This window comes from Nocardia sp. CA-151230 (assembly GCF_050942175.1).
Classification (GTDB): Bacteria; Actinomycetota; Actinomycetes; order Mycobacteriales; family Mycobacteriaceae; genus Nocardia.
Genome location: NZ_CP192061.1, coordinates 8294540 through 8313592 on the forward strand (window position 1 = coordinate 8294540; position 19053 = coordinate 8313592).

Here is a 19053-nt window from a genome sequence, read left to right on the forward strand (position 1 = left end):
CTACTTCAGCAACCGGGACATGCGGCGATCGGCCAGGATCTTGCCGCCGGTCTGGCAGGTCGGGCAGTACTGGAACGACTTGTCCGCGTAGGAGACCTCGCGGACGGTGTCGCCGCACACCGGGCACGGCAGGCCGGTGCGGGCGTGCACCTGGAAACCGGAACGCTTCTCGCCCTTGAGGCGGGCGGCGTCCTGGCCCACCGAGCGCAGGATGGCGTCGGACAGCGTGGCGCGCATGGCCGCATACAGGCGCGCCACCTGTCCGGCGTCCAGCGTGCCGGAGGTGGCGAACGGCGAAAGCCTTGCCGTGTGCAGGATTTCGTCGGAGTAGGCATTGCCGATGCCGGCCAGCAGGCTCTGATCGGTGAGCGCGTTCTTCACGCGCTGCGAGGTACCGCGCAGGATCTCGGCGAATTCCGGTTCGCTCACGGCCAGGGCGTCGGGCCCCAGCCGCGCGATGCCGGGCACCGAGAGCGGATCGCCGGTGACCCATACGGCCAGCCGCTTCTTGGTACCGGCCTCGGTGAGATCGAAAGCGGGGGTGGCGCCTTCAGGGGTGAAGAAGTGCACACGCAGGGCCAGCGGTCCCTTGCCTGGCTTGGGCGGATTGACCCCGGGCTCATCGATCCACCGCAGCCAGCCGCCGCGCGACAGGTGCGTGATCAACCACAGCCCGTCGCAATCCAATCCGAGGTGCTTGCCCCAGTGCCCCACCCCGGTCACGTCCCGCCCCGACAGCGCGGTCACCGGCGGATCGAAGGTCTTCAGCACGCTCAGGGCCGCCACGTCGACCCGCCCGACCACCGCCCCCACCGCATGCTCGGCCAGGAACTGCTCGAGCGCCACAATCTCCGGTAGTTCGGGCAACGGATCTCCTCCAATGGGCGACCATTTCCGTCGTCCACCCTAACCGCAGACCCCGACACCCGGTGGATTCAGCGCGCGGCGCCCGCCTGCCGCAGCAGGTAGATGTCCATGATCCAGCCCTTGGCCTCGCGCAGGGCCGCGCGCCGGCGGGCGATGCGGCCCTCGACCACGCGCAGCGGGCCCTCCACGATCACCTCGTCGGGCATGCCCAGGTACGCGCCCCACCAGATGTAGACGTCGTCGCCCGGCACCTGCGTGAACGAGCACTCGCCGTCCAGCATCACCAGCGTGGACTGCCCCGGGACCAGCCCCTCCTCGCGCAGCCGCCGCCCGGTGGTGATGTGCAGCGGCTCGCCGATCTCGTGCAACACGATGCGGTGCGCGGCTGCCAGCGCCTGCGCGCTGGTGACGCCCGGAATCACCTCGTACTCGAACTGGATGCGCTCGCGTTCGAGCACCCGCTCCACGATGCGCAGCGTGCTGTCGTACAGGGACGGGTCGCCCCACACGAGAATGCCGCCCACCCCGTCGGTTTCGGCGAAGGCCCGCTCCAGCAGTTCGGCCCGCGCCTCGTGCCAGTCCGTGACCGCGCCCTGGTAGACGGCGTCCGCGCCGCTGGCGGGCACGCCCCGGTCTCGCGGCGGGTCGATGATCTCTACTATCGAATGCGGCTGGCGCGCGTACTCGGCCAGGATGGCCGACCGCACGTCCGTGAGTTCCTGCTTCTCGGCCCCCTTGCCGATGAGAAAGAACACGTTCACCTGGCACATGGCCTTGATGGCCTGCACCGTCACCTGGTCCGGGTCCCCCGCCCCGATTCCGATCACAAACAACTTCCGCACGGTGCGTAAGCTTGCCAGGCGTGGAGAGCGCCCGAGATACCCAGTACGAGGACCTGCTCCGAATGGTGCTGGAGTCCGGCACCCCCAAGGCGGATCGAACCGGAACCGGCACCCGCAGCATTTTCGGGCATCAGCTGCGCTACGACCTGTCGCAGGGCTTTCCACTGATCACCACCAAGAAGGTGCACCTCAAGTCGATCGTCTACGAGCTGCTGTGGTTCCTGCGCGGTGACTCCAATGTGCGGTGGCTGCAGGAGCACGGCGTCACCATCTGGGACGAATGGGCCGACGCGCAGGGCGAATTGGGCCCGGTCTACGGCGTGCAGTGGCGGTCCTGGCCGACCCCGGACGGCACCCACATCGATCAGATCTCGCAGGTGCTGCAGACACTGCGCACCGACCCGGATTCGCGGCGCATCATCGTGTCGGCGTGGAACGTGGCCGAGCTGAACAAAATGGCGCTGGCCCCCTGCCACGCCTTCTTCCAGTTCTATGTGGCCGACGGCAGGCTGTCGTGCCAGCTGTATCAGCGCAGCGCGGACCTGTTCCTGGGCGTGCCGTTCAATATCGCCAGCTACGCACTGCTGACCCACATGGTGGCCCAGCAGACCGAGCTGCTGCCCGGTGACTTCATCTGGACCGGCGGCGATGTGCACATCTACGACAATCACGTGGCCCAGGTGCGCGAGCAGCTGACCCGCGAGCCCTATCCGTTCCCGCAGCTGCACCTGCGGCCCGCGCCCACGCTGTTCGACTACGCGTACGAGGACGTGGAAATCCAGGGCTACCAGCATCATCCGGCCATCAAGGCGCCGGTGGCGGTGTGAACCGGACCGTCGGGCTGATCTGGGCCCAGACGCCGCGGGGAATCATCGGGCGGGACAATACGATTCCGTGGCGCGTGCCCGAGGACATGGCGCATTTCAAGGACGTCACCTTCGGACATCCGGTGATCATGGGCCGCAGGACCTGGGATTCGCTGCCGGTGCGCTTCCGTCCGCTCGACGGCCGCCGCAATATCGTCGTGACCCGGCAGCCGGACTGGTCCGAGGCCGGGGCGGAGCGGGCGGGCTCGCTGGCCGAGGCCCTGCAGATGACCGGCGAGAAGTCGGTGTGGATCATGGGCGGCGGCGAGATCTACCGTGCCGCAATGCCTTTCGCGACCGAGCTGATGGTCACCGAGATCGACTCGGACATCGATGGCGACACCCTGGCTCCGGCCATCGATCGCGCGTGGCAGACCGATGCGGCCGACTGGCGCGAGTCGTCGACGGGTCTGCGCTATCGCTTCCGCCGTTATCGCCGCGTCTCCCCGGGCTTGCGGTAACGCCTGTATTCCTAGTCCGGCAATTCCTGCAAACACCGCCTCGAAACCGCCGATCGTCCCGGGCGCGTCCGGCATACTCAGCGATATTCCGGCGAAAGGCAGTCCATGGACAAGAAATCGCTGACCGCGGTTGCCCGCCAGCAACTGAAGCTGGCGGCCACCGCCTCGAGCGGGCGCAGTTCGTTGACCATCTATGGCGGCCACACCCACAGCCTGCGCCAGACGGTCATCGCGCTGACGGCCGGACAGACGCTGGCCGAGCACGAGAATCCGGGCGAGGCGACCCTCGTGGTGCTGAACGGGGTGCTGGTTGTGATCAGCGGCACCAACGAGTGGAAGGGCTCGGCGGGTGACCTGATTGTGATACCCAACGCCCGCCACAGCGTGAAAGCCATCGATGACGTGGCATTTCTGCTGACCGTCGCCAAGTAGTCCTCGGGACGCGGGCATACCGGACGGGTCGGCGGTCGGCGGCAGGGCATAAGGTTGTGCCCATGGGTGAGCCACAGCCGATCCTCGACCCGCTCACACCGGCCGCGATCTTCCTCGTCGTCACCATCGACGAGGGTGGCGAGACGGTGGCGCGGGATTTGCTCGCAGATCTGCCGGGGTTGCGCCGCTCCGTCGGATTCCGGGTGCCCGGATCCGGCCTCGCGTGCATCACCAGCATCGGGTCCGCCGCCTGGGACCGCCTGTTCTCCGGGCCGAAACCCGCACAGCTGCACGAGTTTCCGGGTTTCGTCGGCGAGCGGCACCAGGCCCCGGTCACGCCGGGCGACCTGCTGTTCCACCTCAAGGCCGAAACTCAGGACGCCTGTTTCGAATTGGCGATGAAGATCGCCGAGCGGCTGTCCGGCGCGGCCACCATCGTGGATCAGACGGTCGGCTTCCGCTATTTCGAGCAGCGTGATCTGCTCGGATTCGTGGACGGCACCGAGAATCCGGAGGGACAGCTCGCCGCCACCGCCGCGCTGGTCGGCGACGAGGATCCCGAATTCGCCGGTGGCAGTTACGTCATCGTGCAGAAGTACCTGCACGATCTGGGCTCGTGGAAGGCGCTGTCGACCACCGAGCAGGAAAAGGTCATCGGGCGAACGAAACTCGACGACTTCGAACTGCCCGACGCCGACAAGCCCGCGAATTCGCATGTGGCCGTGAACGATCAGGACGAGATCGGCAATATCGTGCGCGCCAATATGCCGTTCGGCTCGATCCAGGACGGCGAATTCGGCACCTACTACATCGCCTACGCCGACGACCCGGCCATCACCGAGAACATGCTGGTCCGCATGTTCCAGGGCACCGCCGACGCCGCCTACGACCGCATCCTGGATTTCTCCACCGCGGTCACCGGCACCTCCTTTTTCGCCCCGCCCGCGGGGTTCTTCGACGCGCTGCCGGACGCACCCGCGCCGGCGGCTGCCACGCGGGAATCCCCCGACGGCAATGGCGTTGTGTCCGGGGATGGATCCCTCGGCATCGGGGCCCTACGGAATCGTTGAACCGGCCCTACGGAATCGCTGAACCGGCGCTACGGAATCGTTGAACCGAACGGAGCTGACGCATGAACAACCTGCATCGCGAACTCGCGCCCATCACCTCGGAGGCCTGGTCGGCCATCGAGGAGGAGGCGACGCGAACCTTCAAACGGCACATCGCCGGTCGTCGCGTGGTCGATCTGTCCGGCCCGCACGGCACCGACTACTCCGCCGCCGGACTGGGCCGCACCTCCACCATCACCTCCCCCGGTGACGGTGTGCAGGCCCGCCAGCGCGTGGTGCTGCCGCTGGTGGAGCTGCGGGTACCGTTCACGCTCTCCCGCGAGGAGCTGGACAATATCGAGCGCGGGGCGCACGACGCCGATCTGGATCCGGTGAAGACGGCCGCCAAGAAGATCGCCTTCGCCGAGGATCGCGCCATCTTCGAGGGCTATCCGGCGGCCGGGATCATCGGCGTCCGGGCCTCCACCTCGTGCGAGCCGGTGAAGCTGCCCGGCGACCCGCGCCTGGCCCCGGAGGCGGTGGCGCAGGCGCTGAGCAAGCTGCGGCTGGCGGGTGTGGACGGGCCGTACTCGGTGCTGCTGTCGGCGGATCTGTACACCGCGGTGAGCGAGACCTCCGATCACGGGCACCCGATCCGCACCCATATCGAGCGGCTCATCGACGGTGACATCATCTGGGCGCCGGCCATCGACGGCGCGTTCGTCCTGTCCACGCGCGGCGGCGATTTCGATCTGCAGATCGGCCAGGATCTGTCCATCGGCTATCTCTCGCACGATGCCGAGACGGTGCAGCTGTACTTCCAGGAGAGCCTGACGTTCCTGGTGTACACGGCCGAGGCAGCGGTCCCGCTCGAGGCGTGACCGGGTGATCCGAGGCGAGACTAGGTGAGCCGGAAGCGGTTTCGATACTCCGTCGGCGTGGTGTCCAGTACACGCCGGAAGGCCCGGGTGAGGGTGTCGGTGGTGTTGAAACCGCTCAGGGTCGCCACCCGTTCGAGCGTGTGATCGGTCGTCTCCAGCTGATTGCGCGCGAATTCGACTCGGGCGGACTCGATATAGGCCGCCGGGGTGGCGCCGAGATCGGTCTTGAAGATACGGGTCAGCTGCCGTTCGCCGACATGGGCCTGCGCCGCCAGATCCGCGACCGTCAGCGGCTCGGCGAGATGACGGGCGATGTAGTGCCGCAGGTCGTCGATCCGGCGCGTGGTCGAGATGGGTTCGAGTGACACGCTGAACTGGCTCTGCCCGCTGGGCCTTTTCAGGAACATGACCAGCTGCCGCGCCACGCGCAGTGCGAGGGCGTCACCGAAATCGTCGGCGACCACTGCGAGGGCCAGGTCCAGGCAGGCGGTGAGTCCCGCACCGGTCCAGACGTTCTGGTCGCGAATGAAGATCGGATCGGCGTCCACGGTGACGGCCGGATGTTCCGCCGCGAGCTGCTGTGCGGTGGACCAGTGGGTGGTGGCGCGCTTGCCGTCCAGCAGTCCGGCGTCGGCCAGAATGTGCGCGCCGACGCAGACCGAGGCGATGCGGCGGCTGTCGGCGGCCAGCTTCGCCACCCACGCCACCACCCGCGGGTCGCTGAGCGCGCGCACCCGGCCGTCGCCGTCCACCTCGACCGAGCCGGGCACCACCAGCGTGTCGATCGCGCGCCCGGCGAGCTCGGCGAAGGTGATGTCGGGCAGCACTCGGACTCCGGCGGAGGTGGTGACGGGGTCGAGGGTCTCGGCGGCCAGCGCCACCTGATACCCGGTGTCCCCGTTCATCTCCCGCTGGAGCAGCGCGAAAACCTCGGGCGGCCCGGTCACATCCAGCAGATCGACCCGGTCGAACAGCACGATGACGACGAATCGCGCCGGTGCACCCACGGTTCCTCCCGCCCTCGCCATGTCCGAATCTGCAGGCTACATGACATTTCCGACACGCCCGCCGGCCCATAGCGTGGAAAACGTCCACCGCACAGGGCGGTTCGGATGCGCAAACCCAGGAGGATCTCCATGCCCGCGCAGACCCTGCGTGACCTCAGCGGCTTCGATCAGACCCCGGCCACCCTGGCCGACGCGACCCTGATCCTCGTCGACTACCAGACCACCTACACCCGCGGTGCGATGGAGCTGACCGGCTGGCAGCCCGCCCTCGACGCCGCCGCCGACCTGCTGGCCCGCGCCCGCCGGGCCGGCTCGGCGATCATCCACATCGTCAACGACGGCGGCCCCGGCACCCCCTACGACATCACCGCCGACATCGGCGCGATCCACTCCGCCGTGGCCCCGGCCGACGGCGAACCCGTTGTCGTCAAACAGGTTCCGAACGCCTTCCACGACACCGACCTGGCCGCCCACGTGGACGCCGCGGGCAACAAGAACCTGATCATCGCCGGCTTCATGACCCACATGTGCGTCACCTTCACCACCGAGGGCGCCTTCCTCCGCGGCAACCACCCCACCGTCGTGGCCGACGCCTGCGCCACCCGCCCCCTGAAGTCGGCCGTCGGCGAGGTGACCGCCGCACAGCTGCACGAGAGCGCCCTGGCCACCATCGCCGACCTCTACGGTGTCGTCGTAACCTCCGCCGCCGAGCTGAACTGAACCTCGGGCCGACCGGGTATCGCGGTCAGGGCTGGCGGGGCATCGCGCGGCTGGTGTGCTGATAGCGGGCAACGGGGTCGCCGTCTCCGTTGATGAGGCCGTAGCCGGCGTGGCGGCGCGCACCGGGGCGTCCGCTCGATCAGCCCTCGGCGGCAAGCTGCATGATCAGCGCCGCGGTCCGTGCCTTGGTGACCGAGCCGATCTGGAACACCGAATCCGTGGTCGCCGCAACACCTGTCGCGGTGTTCAGCACCCCGGCCGCCGCGTCCGTGATCTCGCCGCCGACCAGCACCGCCACTTGCGCGCCGGGGACTCCGTGCTCCTCGATCGAGTCGGCCAGTCGGCGCTCGAGGTCGACGGCGTGCGGCATCGGCCGCTCCTTCGGATGATGCGGGACCACCGATAGGCGGTAGTAGAGGACGGTAGGTCGACAGGGGCGTCGATGTCGAGATCGGCTGGGAATCCTCCGGTTTCGAGCCCCTCAGGAGTCCGTCTGCATGACGTAGAAGCGGCTGTCGTCGGGGTCCGCGATATCGACGACGGCGGTGAAGGTCGATTGCGTCGTGCGGATGAGGACGATCCTTCCGCGTCGAATTCATCGACGACGCGCACCTGCGGGTACGGTGACCGGCAGTCGGTTTCGGGAGGCGGAATGACGATGGTGCGGGCGGGCGTGGTGCCGGGGCGGCGCATGGCCGGGTACGTGGCCGCGGGGATACTCGCGGTGGCCGTCGTCTGCGCGGGCACGGTCGGGGTTTTCGGGCTGAATCGAGTGTTCACCGGGCTGTTCTTCGGCGCGGCCGTCGCGGTGGGGCTGATGATCGCGCTGTTCGGGCGGGACCGGGTGGAGCTGACCGAGGACGCGATCGTGCGGCGGACCCCGTGGGGCGCCTCGACGGTGGCGTGGGATCGGGTGGTGGCCGGACGGTTCGCGCTGGACGAGAAGGGCCGCTGGACCCTCGCTCTGGATCTCAACGGCGGCGACGAGCCGCATCGGGAACTGGTGCTGCTGTCCATCCCGCCGGTGCAGCGGCCCATCGCCAACGCCTACGACATGCGCAAGCGTGAACAGGTCGACGAGATTCGAACCATATTGCGGCACAAGCGGATTCCGGTGACCATCCTGCCGGAGATCGCCGACGCCCTGCAGCGGCACTGGAAGATCGCCCCGCCCACCCGCTGAGCCCGCACACCTAGGGGATCTCCCTGAGCGATCGGCGACCACAGGACGATGTATCGGCCCCGGTCACAGCCCGAGAATCCTTGGTGTGGCTGGTGATCGCAGCGTCCTCTACGGAACCTCACAGCCACGGCGGATCGGATGCACAGCCGCAGGTGTGAGGGTGATGATCGTGGCGTTGAGCGTTGTGGCGGAGGACTTCCGCCGGTATGGATGGACGATCGAGACGACCGGCGACGGCGTCGACTTGATCACCGGCGAGCAGATCGCGGCCATCGAACTCACCGGGTCCGTCGCTGCCGGGGTGCGCCGATACCTGCGCGCCAACAACCTCTCCGGCCCGGTCATCGAGGTCCCGGGTCCGCAGCGGCGGGAAATCCATCTGGTCGTCGGCGTGGCCAAGGCCGCGCGGGCCATCGAGAGCCTGTGCGCCGCGGGAGCGATCGTGCACACCGACGGTGATCGGATCCCGCTGCCGCAGCCGGGCCGCGGGATCGCGTGGAGCATCATGCCCCACGAGGCGCGCTGGGTGCCGCCGGTGGTCGCCATCGCCGCGGCCGTGCGCGCCGTCGCGGCCGGCGACCGGGCGCGGCTGCGGACCGTGGCCTGCTGACACCGGGCCGATTGCGGGGGGCGCCCGCATAGCCCGCGCTACCGGGGCTGGCTAGGGTGGGACGGATGATTCGCACCGCGGCACTGGCGCATATCCGGGATCGTCGCATGTTGCAGACCCGGTCCACCGGCAAGGACGTCTTCTATATGGCGGGCGGCAAGATCGATCCGGGTGAGACCCCGGAGATGGCCCTGCACAGGGAGATTCACGAGGAACTCGGGGTGGCCGCCACCGGCGTCAGCGAGCTGGGCGTGTTCGAGGCGGAGGCCTACGGGCACGCGCCCGGCACCCGCCTGCACATGACCTGCTTCCTCGGCGAGCTCGCCGACGAGCCGCACCCCTCCGGGGAGATCGCCGAACTGCGCTGGTTCACCCTCGGCGAATACGCCACCATGGACGCGGTCGCCCCCGGCTCGCTGCTGGTCTTCCGGCGGCTGCACGCACTCGGCCTGATCGACTGACACTCGCACTGTAACCACCCGCGCTATTTCCGAATGGCAACTACGCCAACCGGATCCGCGCCCCGAGATGCGCCGGTCCGGATTCCGGATCGCACCGAATCAAGGGTGATTGCAGTGATCAAACCGCTTACTCTGCTCGCGACGGCCGTGATGGCCGCGGGTGGCCTCGGCTTCGGCACCGTGGCGGACACCCGTTTCGACTCCGGCGCCGACTGCCTGTGGGCGGGCGGCACGCACCCGCAGGGGTCACAGGTGGTGGCGGGGGGCTCGGCCTTCACCTGCGGCAGCGACGCGGCCGGTCCGCACTGGTACCGGGGTGGCGGGGCGGGCGGGAGCACCGTGCCGAATCCCGGGGCCGATGCCAACCCGGCGGGCCGCTTCAGCGCGGGGGCGCGCCAGCCCGGCACCGATTACGACGACTACTGCGTCGGCGATCAGCTCATCCCCGGTGTCGGGGACGTCTTCGAGGCCGTCCCGACCAGCGGCGGCCTGCTGTGGAAGTCGGCAGGCCCGGTCTCGCAGTGGACCTTCGACCCCGGTGTGGTGCAACCTGAGACGTCCACCCGCTCATCCGGGATGTGCCTCGACGGTCAGCTGCTCTGAGCCTCCTCGTCCTCGTCCGCCTCCGTGTCGGGCCGGTTCGGGATGAGTGCGGCCGAGGCCAGGCCGACGAGCAGGAACAGTGCCGCGGCCAGCAGCGCGGTCCGGGTGGAGTCGGTGAAGGCCCGGCTCAGCGCGTCCACGATGGCCGCGGCGCCGTGGTGGTCCCGCAACCCGCTGATGGCCCCACCGGCCGACTCCCGGGTCGCGGTGGCGAGGGTGTCGGCGGCCGGTTTCTGCAGATCGGGCACGTGTGCGAGCCTTCTGGGCAGATCGTGGGCCAGCGCCGCCGACAGCAGCGCACCGATGACCGCGGTACCGAAGGCCGAACCGATCTGCCGCACCGTGGACTGGGCGGCCGATCCCTGGCCCGACTGCTCCGGCGGCACATCGGCGAGGACGGTCCCGGTCAGCTGCGCCGAGGCCATCCCCAGCCCGATGCCGTACCCGATCAGCAGCACCGCCAGCCACCAGCCGGAAATGTGCGGGGTGACGAACAGCGCCGCCAGCACCACGGCGACGGCCTCGAAGACGAGGCCCAGCTGCACCACCCGCACCGGCCCGAACAGGCGCACCAGCCGCTCGGTGAGCCCCGCGGCCAGGAATGCGCCGACCGCCATGGCGGCCAGCACGTAGCCCGCGCCGAGGGTGGACAGCCCGAGCACGTTCACCATGAACAGCGGCAGCACGAACAGCAGGCCGAATTCGCCCAGCGCCACCAGGAACGCGGTGATGTTGCCCCAGCGGAAGCTGGGGATCCGGAACAGCGCGGGATCCAGCAGCGCCGAGCGGCCGATCAGACGGCGGTGCTGCTCCCAGCGGATGAACAGGTACAGCGCCGCCACCCCGAGCACCAGCAGGATCGGAATCAGCGAGATCGGCGCGCTCGCCGGCCAGTTCCACCCGGCGAGCGGGAATTCTCGTAGCGGCTTCCCCCAGCCGTAGGTCTGGCCCTCGATGAGCGCGAACACCAGCAGCGCGAAACCCGCTGCGCTGAGCAGGAATCCGTCCACGTCCAGGCCGGGCGCGGCCTTGCCCATGCGGGTCTCCGGGACGTACAGCACCAGCCCGATCAGCACCACCACGCCCAGCGGCACGTTCACCAGGAAGATCCACGGCCAGGTGAAGTAGGTAGTGAGCCAGCCGCCCAGCAGCGGGCCGATGGCGGCCACGCCGGAGATCACCGAGCCCCAGACCGCGAAGGCGATCACCCGGTCACGGCCCCGGAAGAGGGCGTTCATGGTGGCCAGCGTGCCGGGCATGACACCGGCCGCACCGATGCCCTGCACGGTGCGTCCGAGGAGCAGGGGCCAGGCGCTGTGGGCCTGTGCGGAGAGCACACTGCCGAGTACGAAGATCACCACGCCCAGGGCGAACATCTTGCGCCGCCCGAGCCGGTCGCCGAGGCGGCCGCTGGTGATCAGCAGCGCGGCCAGCACGACCGCGTAGATGCTGTTGATCCATTGCGCCTGAGTGAAATTCAGGCGCAATTGGTCGATGATGACGGGCAGGGAGACCGCAACGATGGTGCCGTCCAGCACCACCATGGACAGTCCCAGCGCCAGGACACCGAGGGTGATCCATTTGTTGCGACCCAGGTCGAGCTGCGTTTCCGTCATTCGTCGCTCCCGCCGCTGAACAGCCGTCCGAAGAGTCCGATTATCCGTTAGCCAGCTATGCGCCAATTGTTCCGTTCAACAGTGTATGTCGAGGCGACTGGGCAGCCGAATATTTGCCGACAGGTGACCTCTGAACGGCGGATGTTCGAATCGGATAGTTTGGATCGTGTGTCGATGCTGAAGGGTTCCAACGTTCCGGTGGTGGTGTCCGAGATTCGGATCGAACTGGGGTGGCAGTCGGGACCCGGGGTTCCCGACGCCGATGCCTCCGCACTGCTGCTGTCGAGCGGCCGGGTCCGCTCGGACGCCGATTTCGTCTTCTACAACCAGCCGCTGCATGCCTCGGGCGCGGTCCGCCACCACGGCAAGCAGACGGGACCGGTGATCGTGGACGCCCTCTCGGTGCACCTGGGCCGGGTGGAACCGCAGATCGACGCCATCGTGCTCGCGGCCTCCGCCGACGGCGGCACCTTCGCCCAATTCCAGGGCCTGCACGTGCGTTTGGTGGATATGGGCGGCGTGGAGCTGGCCCGCTTCGACAGCACCGACGCCACCTCGGAGACCGCCTTCGTGCTGGGCGAGCTGTATCGCCGCGACGGCGGCTGGAAGTTTCGCGCGGTCGGCCAGGGCTACGACTCCGGACTGGCGGGACTGGCAACAGATTTCGGCATCTCCGTCGATGAAGCGCCTGCCCCGCAGCCGAATACGCCGCAGCCCGTCGCTCCCTCGCAGCCCCTCACGCCCCCGCAGCCGGTCACCTCGCCCCAGCCCGCGGCCACCCGACCGCCGATCGCTCCCCCGCAGCCGATGCCGGCGCAGCAGCACAATTTCGGGCCGCCGCCGACGCCTGCACCCCGGCCGGATACCGGCAAGATCTCGCTGACCAAGGAGGCTCCGGCGGTCTCGCTGACCAAGCAGGGCGCGACCGCCGGGATCATGCGGGTCAACCTGAACTGGTCGGTGCCCAGTTCGGGCGGTTTGTTCGGGCGCAAGCGGGCGAACGGCGGGCTCGACCTGGATCTGTGCGCGTTCTGGGAGCTGGCCGACGGGTCGAGGGGCTGTGTCAGCGCGCTGGACACCTTCGGCGATCTCTACAAGCCGCCGTTCATCGCGCTGGATCGCGACGATCGCACCGGCGGCAGCGCGACCGGCGAGAACCTGTCCATCAATCTCGATCACATCGCGGATTTCCGCCGCATCCTGGTATTCGCCTCGCTCTACGAGGGCGCGCAGGACTTCCGTGGCGTGCACGCCATCGCGACCCTGTTCCCCCGCAATACGCCGCCGATCGAGATGGAAGTCGGCGGCTGCCAGGATGATTCGCGCGAGATGGTGCTGGCGCTGATCGAGAACGTGCACGGCGAGCTGGTGGTGCGGCGCGAGGGCCGGTTCGTGCGCCCGCCGGAGGGGCGCCGGTTCTGGGGCAAGCTGGCGGTGGATCAGGCCTATGGCTGGGGCCTCAAGTGGGGCACCTCGAAGGGCAAGTCCTGACGCGGATCACTCCGGAGCGAGTCGCCGCGCCAATTCCAGTGCGGCGACCCGGGTTTCGGCCAGCGAACCGGGCCAGCAGAGCAGCCGCAGGATGGCGTCGGGAATGAGCTGCTCGGCGTACTCCGGCGCCGTGCCCTCGTCGGAGCGCATATTGATGACCGACTCCACCAGCCGGAACGGCAGCAGTTCGGCCCCGGTCACCGCGCCCGCGCCGGCCGCGGCGATGACGGACCCGGCCTCGGTGATGACGGCGGCGGACAGCGTCTCGTAATGGCCGCGCAGCTCGTCGCGGCGTTCCCGGAAGCGGGCGAAGCGTTCGCTGCGCAGTTCAGGCAGCAGGTACAGCGCACCGAGATTCCAGCGGCTCGCGCACAGCTGGCTGACGTCGTACCAGGCCAGCGCGTACAACCGCACGGCCGCGGGCTCGGGCCGCCCGGCCAGGACGCCCGCCAATTCCAGTGGCGTGGTGACCGTTTCGGCGAGCAGGGCGTCGAGAATGTCGTCCTTGGCGGCGAAGTGGTGGTACAGCGAGGCCTGCCGGATGCCGACGGCGTCGGCGACCGCGCGAGTGGAGGTATTGCCGTAGCCGTGACTGGTGAACAACTCGGCGGCGGCGTCGAGGATTTCGGCGCGCGGCGTCTGGCCTGCGCGCCGGCGCGGTTCGAGGCGAGGACGACCGGGTCCGAGTTGGGTCACCCTGCCATTCTGTCCTACCCGCACCATCGGCCTGTCTACGCGGACGGCCGACCGGCCTACCCACGCTGCCGACCCACCCGGTGAGGTTCCTGTCATTTGACAGAAATACCGGCAATGCAGAAGTTACGGCGGGCCATCCGACCGATACAGCGGCGTCACCTGAGCCGCGATCGCGAACGGAAAACTTTCAAGCGATAGATATTCGCCTCGCGAAAGACTCACCGCCATGGTTGCCTCCGCCGACGCCATCATCCCCCAGCCCCCGCCGGCCACCGCCGGGACCAGCACGAACAGCCCCGAAACCAGCTCGGACAGCGCCGATCTCGCGCGCTTCGGCTATCAGCCGGTGCTCCACCGCAAGCTCGGCCGCTACGCCTCCTTCGCGGCCGGATTCTCCTTCGTCTCCATCCTGACCACGATCTTCCAGTTCTTCGGCTTCGGCTACTCCTTCGGTGGCGGGGCCTTCTTCTGGACCTGGCCGATCGTGTTCGCGGGCCAGTTCCTGGTGGCGCTGAACTTCGCGGAACTGGCCGCCCGCTACCCGATCTCGGGCTGCATCTATCAGTGGTCGCGCCGGCTGGCCGGGGAGGTCGTCGGCTGGTTCGCGGGCTGGATGATGATCATCGCCCAGATCGTCACCGCCGCGGCGGCCGCGATCGCGCTGCAGGTGGTGCTGCCGACCATCTGGTCCGGATTCCAGCTCATCGGCACGAACAGCGATCTCACCTCCCGCGACGGGGCGTCGAACGCGGTGCTGCTGGGCAGCGTGCTGCTGGTGATCACCACCCTCATCAATGTGGTGGGCATCGACTGGATGGCGCGCATCAACTCGCTCGGGGTGACCATCGAGATCATCGGTGTGATCGCGGTGATCGCGGTGTTCTTCACCCACACCGACCGCGGTCCGGGCGTGGTCACGCACACCGATCAGGCCGCGGCCGGTCCGTACTGGGCCGCCTTCCTGGCCTCCGGATTGATGGCCGCCTACGTCATGGTCGGATTCGATTCCGCCGGTGAGCTTTCCGAGGAGACCAGGAATCCGCGGCACGTCGCGCCGCGCACCATTCTGTCGGCGCTGGCCGTGTCCGCGCTGGGCGGCGGGCTCATCCTGCTGGGCGCGCTCATGGCGGCACCGAGCCTGACCGACGGGTCGCTGGCCAGTGGTGGGCTGGCGTACGTGATCGAGGCCAAGCTGACCAGCGTTCCCGGCAAGGTGGTGCTGGCCTGCGTGGCGTGCGCGATCACGGTGTGCACCCTGGCGATTCAGACGGCCGGCTCGCGCCTGCTGTTCTCGATGGCCCGCGACGGGCGGCTGCCGTTCGCCAAGCCGCTGTCGACGGTGCATCCGCGCTTCGGCACTCCGGTGTGGCCCGCCGTGGTGATCGGCGTGCTGGGTATCGGCCTGCTGATGGTGAACCTGGGCAATGCCGCCATCTTCGCGACGCTGGCCAGTGTCTGCATCGTCATGCTCTACCTCGCGTACCTGCTGGTCACGGTGCCGCTGCTGGTGCGCCGGATCAAGGGCTGGCCCGCCGATATCGCCGGTGACGCCGCCGGCACGAAGCTGTTCGCGCTGGGCCGCTACGGCATTGCGATCAATGCGCTCGCCGTGATCTGGGGCATCACCATGGCGGTGAACCTGGCCTGGCCGCGCGCCGCGGTCTACACCCCGAACGGCGGCGACTGGTGGATGCTCTGGGCCGCACCGCTGTTCGCGCTGCTCACGGTGGCGGTCGGCGCGGTGGTGCACCGGATGGTGACCCCCGCGCGCGGCCTCGCCGCCGATCCGATTCCCCAAATCGCCTGATCCACAGGGCATTCCGATGATATCGCCGGAGCCCGGCCAACGCCTGTACCGCGGGCCTGGTCTCCGGCGATCCCCGAGAAACGGAGTAGCAATGAGCACAGCCGATACCACCGGCGCGCGGGATCACGCCCGCTCCCAGGCGGCCGCCGCCGAACGCGTCGGACCCGAGCTCCCCGAGGATGTCGACATCGCGAAAGTGACGTTCGCCCAGCGGATTCCGGCGGGTGGATACGCGAATGCGGTGCTCGCCCGCGGCACCCGGGTGCGGCTGTCGGATCCGTTCGGCGCTGCGTGTGCGCATCTGCTGCTGCTGCGGGCCGAATCGCCCTGGGAGCGGCTGAATGTCGCCGACACGGTGAAGGTGCCGTGGCAGGCCTATCTGGGCGTCGGTCATCCGCTGCTCTCCGATCAGGGGCGGGTGCTGGCCACGGTGATCGCGGACTCCTCGGGACGTCACGACACCCTGTGCGGTCCCTCGCCCGCAGCGCGGCAGGGCCTGCGGCTGGCCGGGGTCAAGCAGGGGCTCGAGCCGCGGGATATCGGCCCGACGGTGTCGTTCTTCCGGGGTGTGCGCGTGGAATCCGATGGCGCGCTGACGATCACCGGCGGCGCGGCGGCGGGCGCGGCGGTCGACCTGCTCGTGCACCTGCCGGTGACCCTGCTGGTCGCCAATGCCGAACACCCGCTCGACCCCGCTCCCCCGACCGAGCTCGACCTCGTGGCCTGGTCCGCGCCGGAAGAACTCGCGCTCGCGCACGGTACCGACCCGGAATACCGGCGCGCGGTGGAGAACACCGAAGAGGACTGGCACGCACGCACTCTGGAGGCCCGCGCATGATCACCACCGCCCGCACCGTCGTACTCGACGAGACCGTCCCCGCCCGCGCCCCCTGGTCGGCCGTGGTGCGCGCGGGAGACCAGCTGGACATCATCGATCTGCACGGCAATCAGGCGGTGGACTGCCTGCTCTACAACGCCGCCGATCACACCGACCGGTACAGCGCACAGGCGACGATCACGGCCCAGCGCAATATCTTCCTGACCACCGGCAGTGTCCTGCTGACCGAGGCGGGCACCCCGCTCATGACCGTGGTCGCCGACGATGTCGGCAATCACGACACCGTGGCCGGGGCCTGCTCGCAGGAGTCCAATACCCTGCGCTACGGCCACCACACCCGCCACCAGCACGCCTGTGTGGAGAACTTTCTGGCCGAGGGCCTGAAGTGGGGGCTGGGCAAACGCGATCTGGTCTCGAACATCAACTGGTTCATGAACGTTCCCGTCGAGTCGGACGGCACGCTCGGCATCGTGGACGGGCTCTCGGCGCCGGGCAAGAAGATCACGCTGCTCGCCGAGATCGACACCCTGGTGCTGGTCTCCAACTGCCCGCAGATCAACAACCCCTGCAATGGCTTCGACCCCACGCCGGTGCGCATGGTGGTGACCCGATGACCGCCGTGCTGCCGGACCTCACCGCACCCGAGCACCCGTCCCCCGCCGCGACATTCCAGGTGATCCGGCCGGGAATGCAGACGACCGTGCAGGATTGGCCCGGCCGCGTCGGCTACTGGCATGTCGGGGTGCCGCCGTCCGGCCCGATGGACGACCTCTCGTTCCGGCTGGGCAATCGGGCGCTCGGCAATCCGGAGGGCGCGGCCGGGCTGGAATGCACCCTGGGCGGACCGGCCCTGCGCTTCGACGCCGCCAGCTGGGTGTGCGTCACCGGTGCACCGGCGCCCGTGACCGTGAACGGCCGCGCGGTGCGGCAGTGGCGCAGTGTGCTGGTGCCGGCGGGCGGCGTGCTGGACATCGGCATGGTGCATGGGCCGGGAATGCGGTGCTACCTGCTGGTGGCCGGCGGTATCGAGGTGCCCGAATACCTGGGCAGCCGTGCGACTTTCACCCTCGGCAAGTTCGGCGGCGGCACCGGCCGGGCGCTGGCGGCGGGAGATGAGTTCGCGCTCGGCGTGCCCGGGCGGGTGACGGCCGGGGTGACCGGCGACGATCAGCCCGTGCTGACCCGACGCTGGGAGCTGGCGGTCACCGAGGGACCGCACGGCGCGCCGGAGTTCTTCACCCGCAGCGATTTCGACACCATCATCGGCACCGACTACGAGGTGCACTTCAACTCCGATCGGACCGGCGTGCGGCTCATCGGCCCGAAACCCCAGTGGGCGCGGCGGGACGGCGGCGAGGCGGGACTGCACCCGTCGAATATCCACGACAACGCGTATTCCGTCGGCGCGCTGGACTTCACGGGCGACACCCCGATCCTGCTGGGCCCGGACGGGCCGAGCCTGGGCGGATTCGTCTGCCCGGTCACCGTGGTGGCGGCCGAGCGCTGGAAGCTGGGCCAGCTCACGCCGGGCGACCGCGTGCGCTTCGTCCCGGTCCGCGCCGACCACGCGGCCTCGCTGCGCGAGCTCGGGGCCGAGCGCCGGGCCGCCTGGCCGGTCGTGCTGTCCACGGGCGGCGACGGTGACGACGGCGTTCTGGCCCGCCGCGACGGCGCGGACACCGCGGTCACCTATCGGCGCGCGGGCAATGACGGCCTGCTCGTCGAATACGGGGACATGACACTGGATCTGGAGCTGCGCGCCCGCGTGCACGCACTGCACCAGGCGCTGCTGGAACGGTCCGAGCCGGGGATCACCGAACTCACCCCGGGCGTGCGATCGCTGCAGGTGCGCCACGATCCCGGCCGGCTGCCCACCCGCACCCTGATGGGTCTGCTCGCCGAGGTGGAGGCCGAGCTGCCGCCCGCCGATGAGCTGGTGGTCCCCAGCCGCACCGTGCGGCTGCCGCTGTCCTGGGACGATCCGTCCACCCGCGAGGCCATCACCCGTTATATGCACGGCGTCCGCGCGGATGCCCCGTGGTGCCCGTGGAATATCGAGTTCATCCGCCGGATGAACGGATTGGCCTCCGTGGACGAGGTTTTCGACACCGTGTTCGCGGCCGAATACCTGGTCCTCGGTCTGGGCGACGTGTACCTGGGCGCGCCCGTGGCCACCCCGACCGATCCACGGCATCGGCTGGTCACCACCAAATACAACCCGGCCCGCACCTGGACGCCGGAGAACGCGGTCGGCATCGGCGGCGCCTACCTCTGCGTCTACGGCATGGAGGGTCCCGGCGGCTACCAGTTCGTCGGGCGGACCACCCAGGTGTGGAACCACCGCTCCAGCGGCGTCGGCGAAGACCCGTGGCTGCTGCGGTATTTCGACCGCATCAGCTGGTATCCGGTGAGCGCCGAGGAACTGCTCGACCTGCGCGCCGACACCGCCGCGGGCCGCGGCGAGCTGCTGTCCGAGGACGGCGAGTTCCGTCTCGTCGACTACCGGAAGTTCCTGTCGGACAATGCCATATCCATCGACGAGTTCCGCGCCCGGCAGGCCGACGCCTTCGCCGCCGAACGCAATTCCTGGCGCGAGGCGGGCGAACTCGCCGAAACACCCTGA

General features: G+C 69.0%; 21 protein-coding genes. 15 read left to right on the forward strand and 6 right to left on the reverse strand.

Annotation, left to right across the window (positions count from 1 at the left end; genetic code table 11):
* Together ACQP1O_RS39050 and cobF are read right to left on the reverse strand one after the other, a co-directional pair.
* Positions 1-867 (reverse strand): Fpg/Nei family DNA glycosylase, encoded by an 867-nt coding sequence (locus ACQP1O_RS39050; protein WP_433563315.1) that lies wholly within the window; start codon positions 865-867, stop codon positions 1-3.
* 68 nt (positions 868-935) lie between these two features.
* Entirely contained in the window at positions 936-1709 is a 774-nt protein-coding gene (gene cobF, locus ACQP1O_RS39055; protein ID WP_433563316.1) for a precorrin-6A synthase (deacetylating), read from the reverse strand.
* Positions 1710-1771: 62 nt separating this feature from the next.
* On the opposite strand from cobF, the gene ACQP1O_RS39060 reads away from it, so the two are divergent.
* The 5 genes from ACQP1O_RS39060 to ACQP1O_RS39080 all read left to right on the forward strand — a co-directional run bounded on the left by ACQP1O_RS39060 (position 1772) and on the right by ACQP1O_RS39080 (position 5398).
* Entirely contained in the window at positions 1772-2536 is a 765-nt protein-coding gene (locus ACQP1O_RS39060; protein WP_433567941.1) for a thymidylate synthase, read from the forward strand.
* A complete protein-coding gene (locus ACQP1O_RS39065; RefSeq protein WP_433563317.1) occupies positions 2533-3036 on the forward strand; it encodes a dihydrofolate reductase in 504 nt (167 codons plus the stop codon). Before ACQP1O_RS39060 ends, ACQP1O_RS39065 begins: the two co-directional genes overlap by 4 nt.
* A gap of 105 nt (positions 3037-3141) precedes the next feature.
* Positions 3142-3468 carry a LuxR family transcriptional regulator gene (locus ACQP1O_RS39070; protein ID WP_433563318.1) on the forward strand — a complete coding sequence of 109 codons (327 nt, stop codon included), beginning with the start codon at positions 3142-3144 and terminating at the stop codon, positions 3466-3468.
* A gap of 62 nt (positions 3469-3530) precedes the next feature.
* A complete protein-coding gene (locus ACQP1O_RS39075; protein WP_433563319.1) occupies positions 3531-4538 on the forward strand; it encodes a Dyp-type peroxidase in 1008 nt (335 codons plus the stop codon).
* A gap of 62 nt (positions 4539-4600) precedes the next feature.
* The gene (locus ACQP1O_RS39080; RefSeq protein WP_354836349.1) at positions 4601-5398 is read left to right on the forward strand and encodes a family 1 encapsulin nanocompartment shell protein; all 798 of its coding nucleotides are present in this window, start codon (positions 4601-4603) and stop codon (positions 5396-5398) included.
* Between the two features lie 20 nt (positions 5399-5418).
* Here ACQP1O_RS39080 and ACQP1O_RS39085 read toward each other — a convergent pair whose 3' ends face one another.
* The gene (locus ACQP1O_RS39085) at positions 5419-6405 is read right to left on the reverse strand and encodes a GlxA family transcriptional regulator (RefSeq protein ID WP_433563320.1); all 987 of its coding nucleotides are present in this window, start codon (positions 6403-6405) and stop codon (positions 5419-5421) included.
* A gap of 129 nt (positions 6406-6534) precedes the next feature.
* Between ACQP1O_RS39085 and ACQP1O_RS39090 the strand changes: the two genes are divergently transcribed.
* Positions 6535-7125 (forward strand): isochorismatase family protein, encoded by a 591-nt coding sequence (locus ACQP1O_RS39090; protein WP_433563321.1) that lies wholly within the window; start codon positions 6535-6537, stop codon positions 7123-7125.
* Between the two features lie 139 nt (positions 7126-7264).
* On the opposite strand, the gene ACQP1O_RS39095 is transcribed toward ACQP1O_RS39090, so the two are convergent.
* The gene (locus ACQP1O_RS39095) at positions 7265-7495 is read right to left on the reverse strand and encodes a serine hydrolase (RefSeq protein WP_433563322.1); all 231 of its coding nucleotides are present in this window, start codon (positions 7493-7495) and stop codon (positions 7265-7267) included.
* A 282-nt stretch (positions 7496-7777) separates the two neighbouring features.
* Here ACQP1O_RS39095 and ACQP1O_RS39100 point away from each other — a divergent pair, with 282 nt between their 5' ends.
* The 4 genes from ACQP1O_RS39100 (at position 7778) to ACQP1O_RS39115 (ending at position 9982) form a co-directional block, all read left to right on the forward strand.
* Positions 7778-8308: a hypothetical protein gene (locus ACQP1O_RS39100; protein WP_433563323.1), complete on the forward strand. Its 531-nt coding sequence runs from the start codon at positions 7778-7780 to the stop codon at positions 8306-8308.
* A 163-nt stretch (positions 8309-8471) separates the two neighbouring features.
* Positions 8472-8918: a hypothetical protein gene (locus ACQP1O_RS39105; protein WP_433563324.1), complete on the forward strand. Its 447-nt coding sequence runs from the start codon at positions 8472-8474 to the stop codon at positions 8916-8918.
* 65 nt (positions 8919-8983) lie between these two features.
* Positions 8984-9379, forward strand: coding sequence for an NUDIX hydrolase (locus ACQP1O_RS39110; RefSeq protein WP_433563325.1), 396 nt, complete (start codon positions 8984-8986; stop codon positions 9377-9379).
* A 114-nt stretch (positions 9380-9493) separates the two neighbouring features.
* Positions 9494-9982, forward strand: coding sequence for a hypothetical protein (locus ACQP1O_RS39115; protein WP_433563326.1), 489 nt, complete (start codon positions 9494-9496; stop codon positions 9980-9982).
* Here ACQP1O_RS39115 and ACQP1O_RS39120 read toward each other — a convergent pair.
* Positions 9970-11598 carry an MFS transporter gene (locus tag ACQP1O_RS39120; protein ID WP_433563327.1) on the reverse strand — a complete coding sequence of 543 codons (1629 nt, stop codon included), beginning with the start codon at positions 11596-11598 and terminating at the stop codon, positions 9970-9972. The genes ACQP1O_RS39115 and ACQP1O_RS39120 overlap by 13 nt on opposite strands.
* 174 nt (positions 11599-11772) lie before the next feature.
* Here ACQP1O_RS39120 and ACQP1O_RS39125 point away from each other — a divergent pair, with 174 nt between their 5' ends.
* Positions 11773-13089: a TerD family protein gene (locus ACQP1O_RS39125; protein WP_433563328.1), complete on the forward strand. Its 1317-nt coding sequence runs from the start codon at positions 11773-11775 to the stop codon at positions 13087-13089.
* Positions 13090-13095: 6 nt separating this feature from the next.
* Here the strand turns inward: ACQP1O_RS39125 and ACQP1O_RS39130 are convergent, their stop codons facing one another.
* Positions 13096-13785, reverse strand: coding sequence for a TetR/AcrR family transcriptional regulator (locus ACQP1O_RS39130; RefSeq protein WP_433563329.1), 690 nt, complete (start codon positions 13783-13785; stop codon positions 13096-13098).
* A gap of 226 nt (positions 13786-14011) precedes the next feature.
* On the opposite strand from ACQP1O_RS39130, the gene ACQP1O_RS39135 reads away from it, so the two are divergent.
* The 4 genes from ACQP1O_RS39135 (at position 14012) to ACQP1O_RS39150 (ending at position 19053) form a co-directional block, all read left to right on the forward strand.
* Entirely contained in the window at positions 14012-15592 is a 1581-nt protein-coding gene (locus tag ACQP1O_RS39135) for an amino acid permease (protein ID WP_433563330.1), read from the forward strand.
* A gap of 91 nt (positions 15593-15683) precedes the next feature.
* Positions 15684-16430 (forward strand): DUF1989 domain-containing protein, encoded by a 747-nt coding sequence (locus ACQP1O_RS39140; protein ID WP_433563331.1) that lies wholly within the window; start codon positions 15684-15686, stop codon positions 16428-16430.
* Positions 16427-17044 (forward strand): urea amidolyase associated protein UAAP2, encoded by a 618-nt coding sequence (locus tag ACQP1O_RS39145; protein ID WP_433563332.1) that lies wholly within the window; start codon positions 16427-16429, stop codon positions 17042-17044. The genes ACQP1O_RS39140 and ACQP1O_RS39145 overlap by 4 nt, the downstream gene beginning before the upstream one ends.
* Positions 17045-17118: 74 nt before the next feature.
* Entirely contained in the window at positions 17119-19053 is a 1935-nt protein-coding gene (locus ACQP1O_RS39150) for a 5-oxoprolinase/urea amidolyase family protein (protein ID WP_433567942.1), read from the forward strand.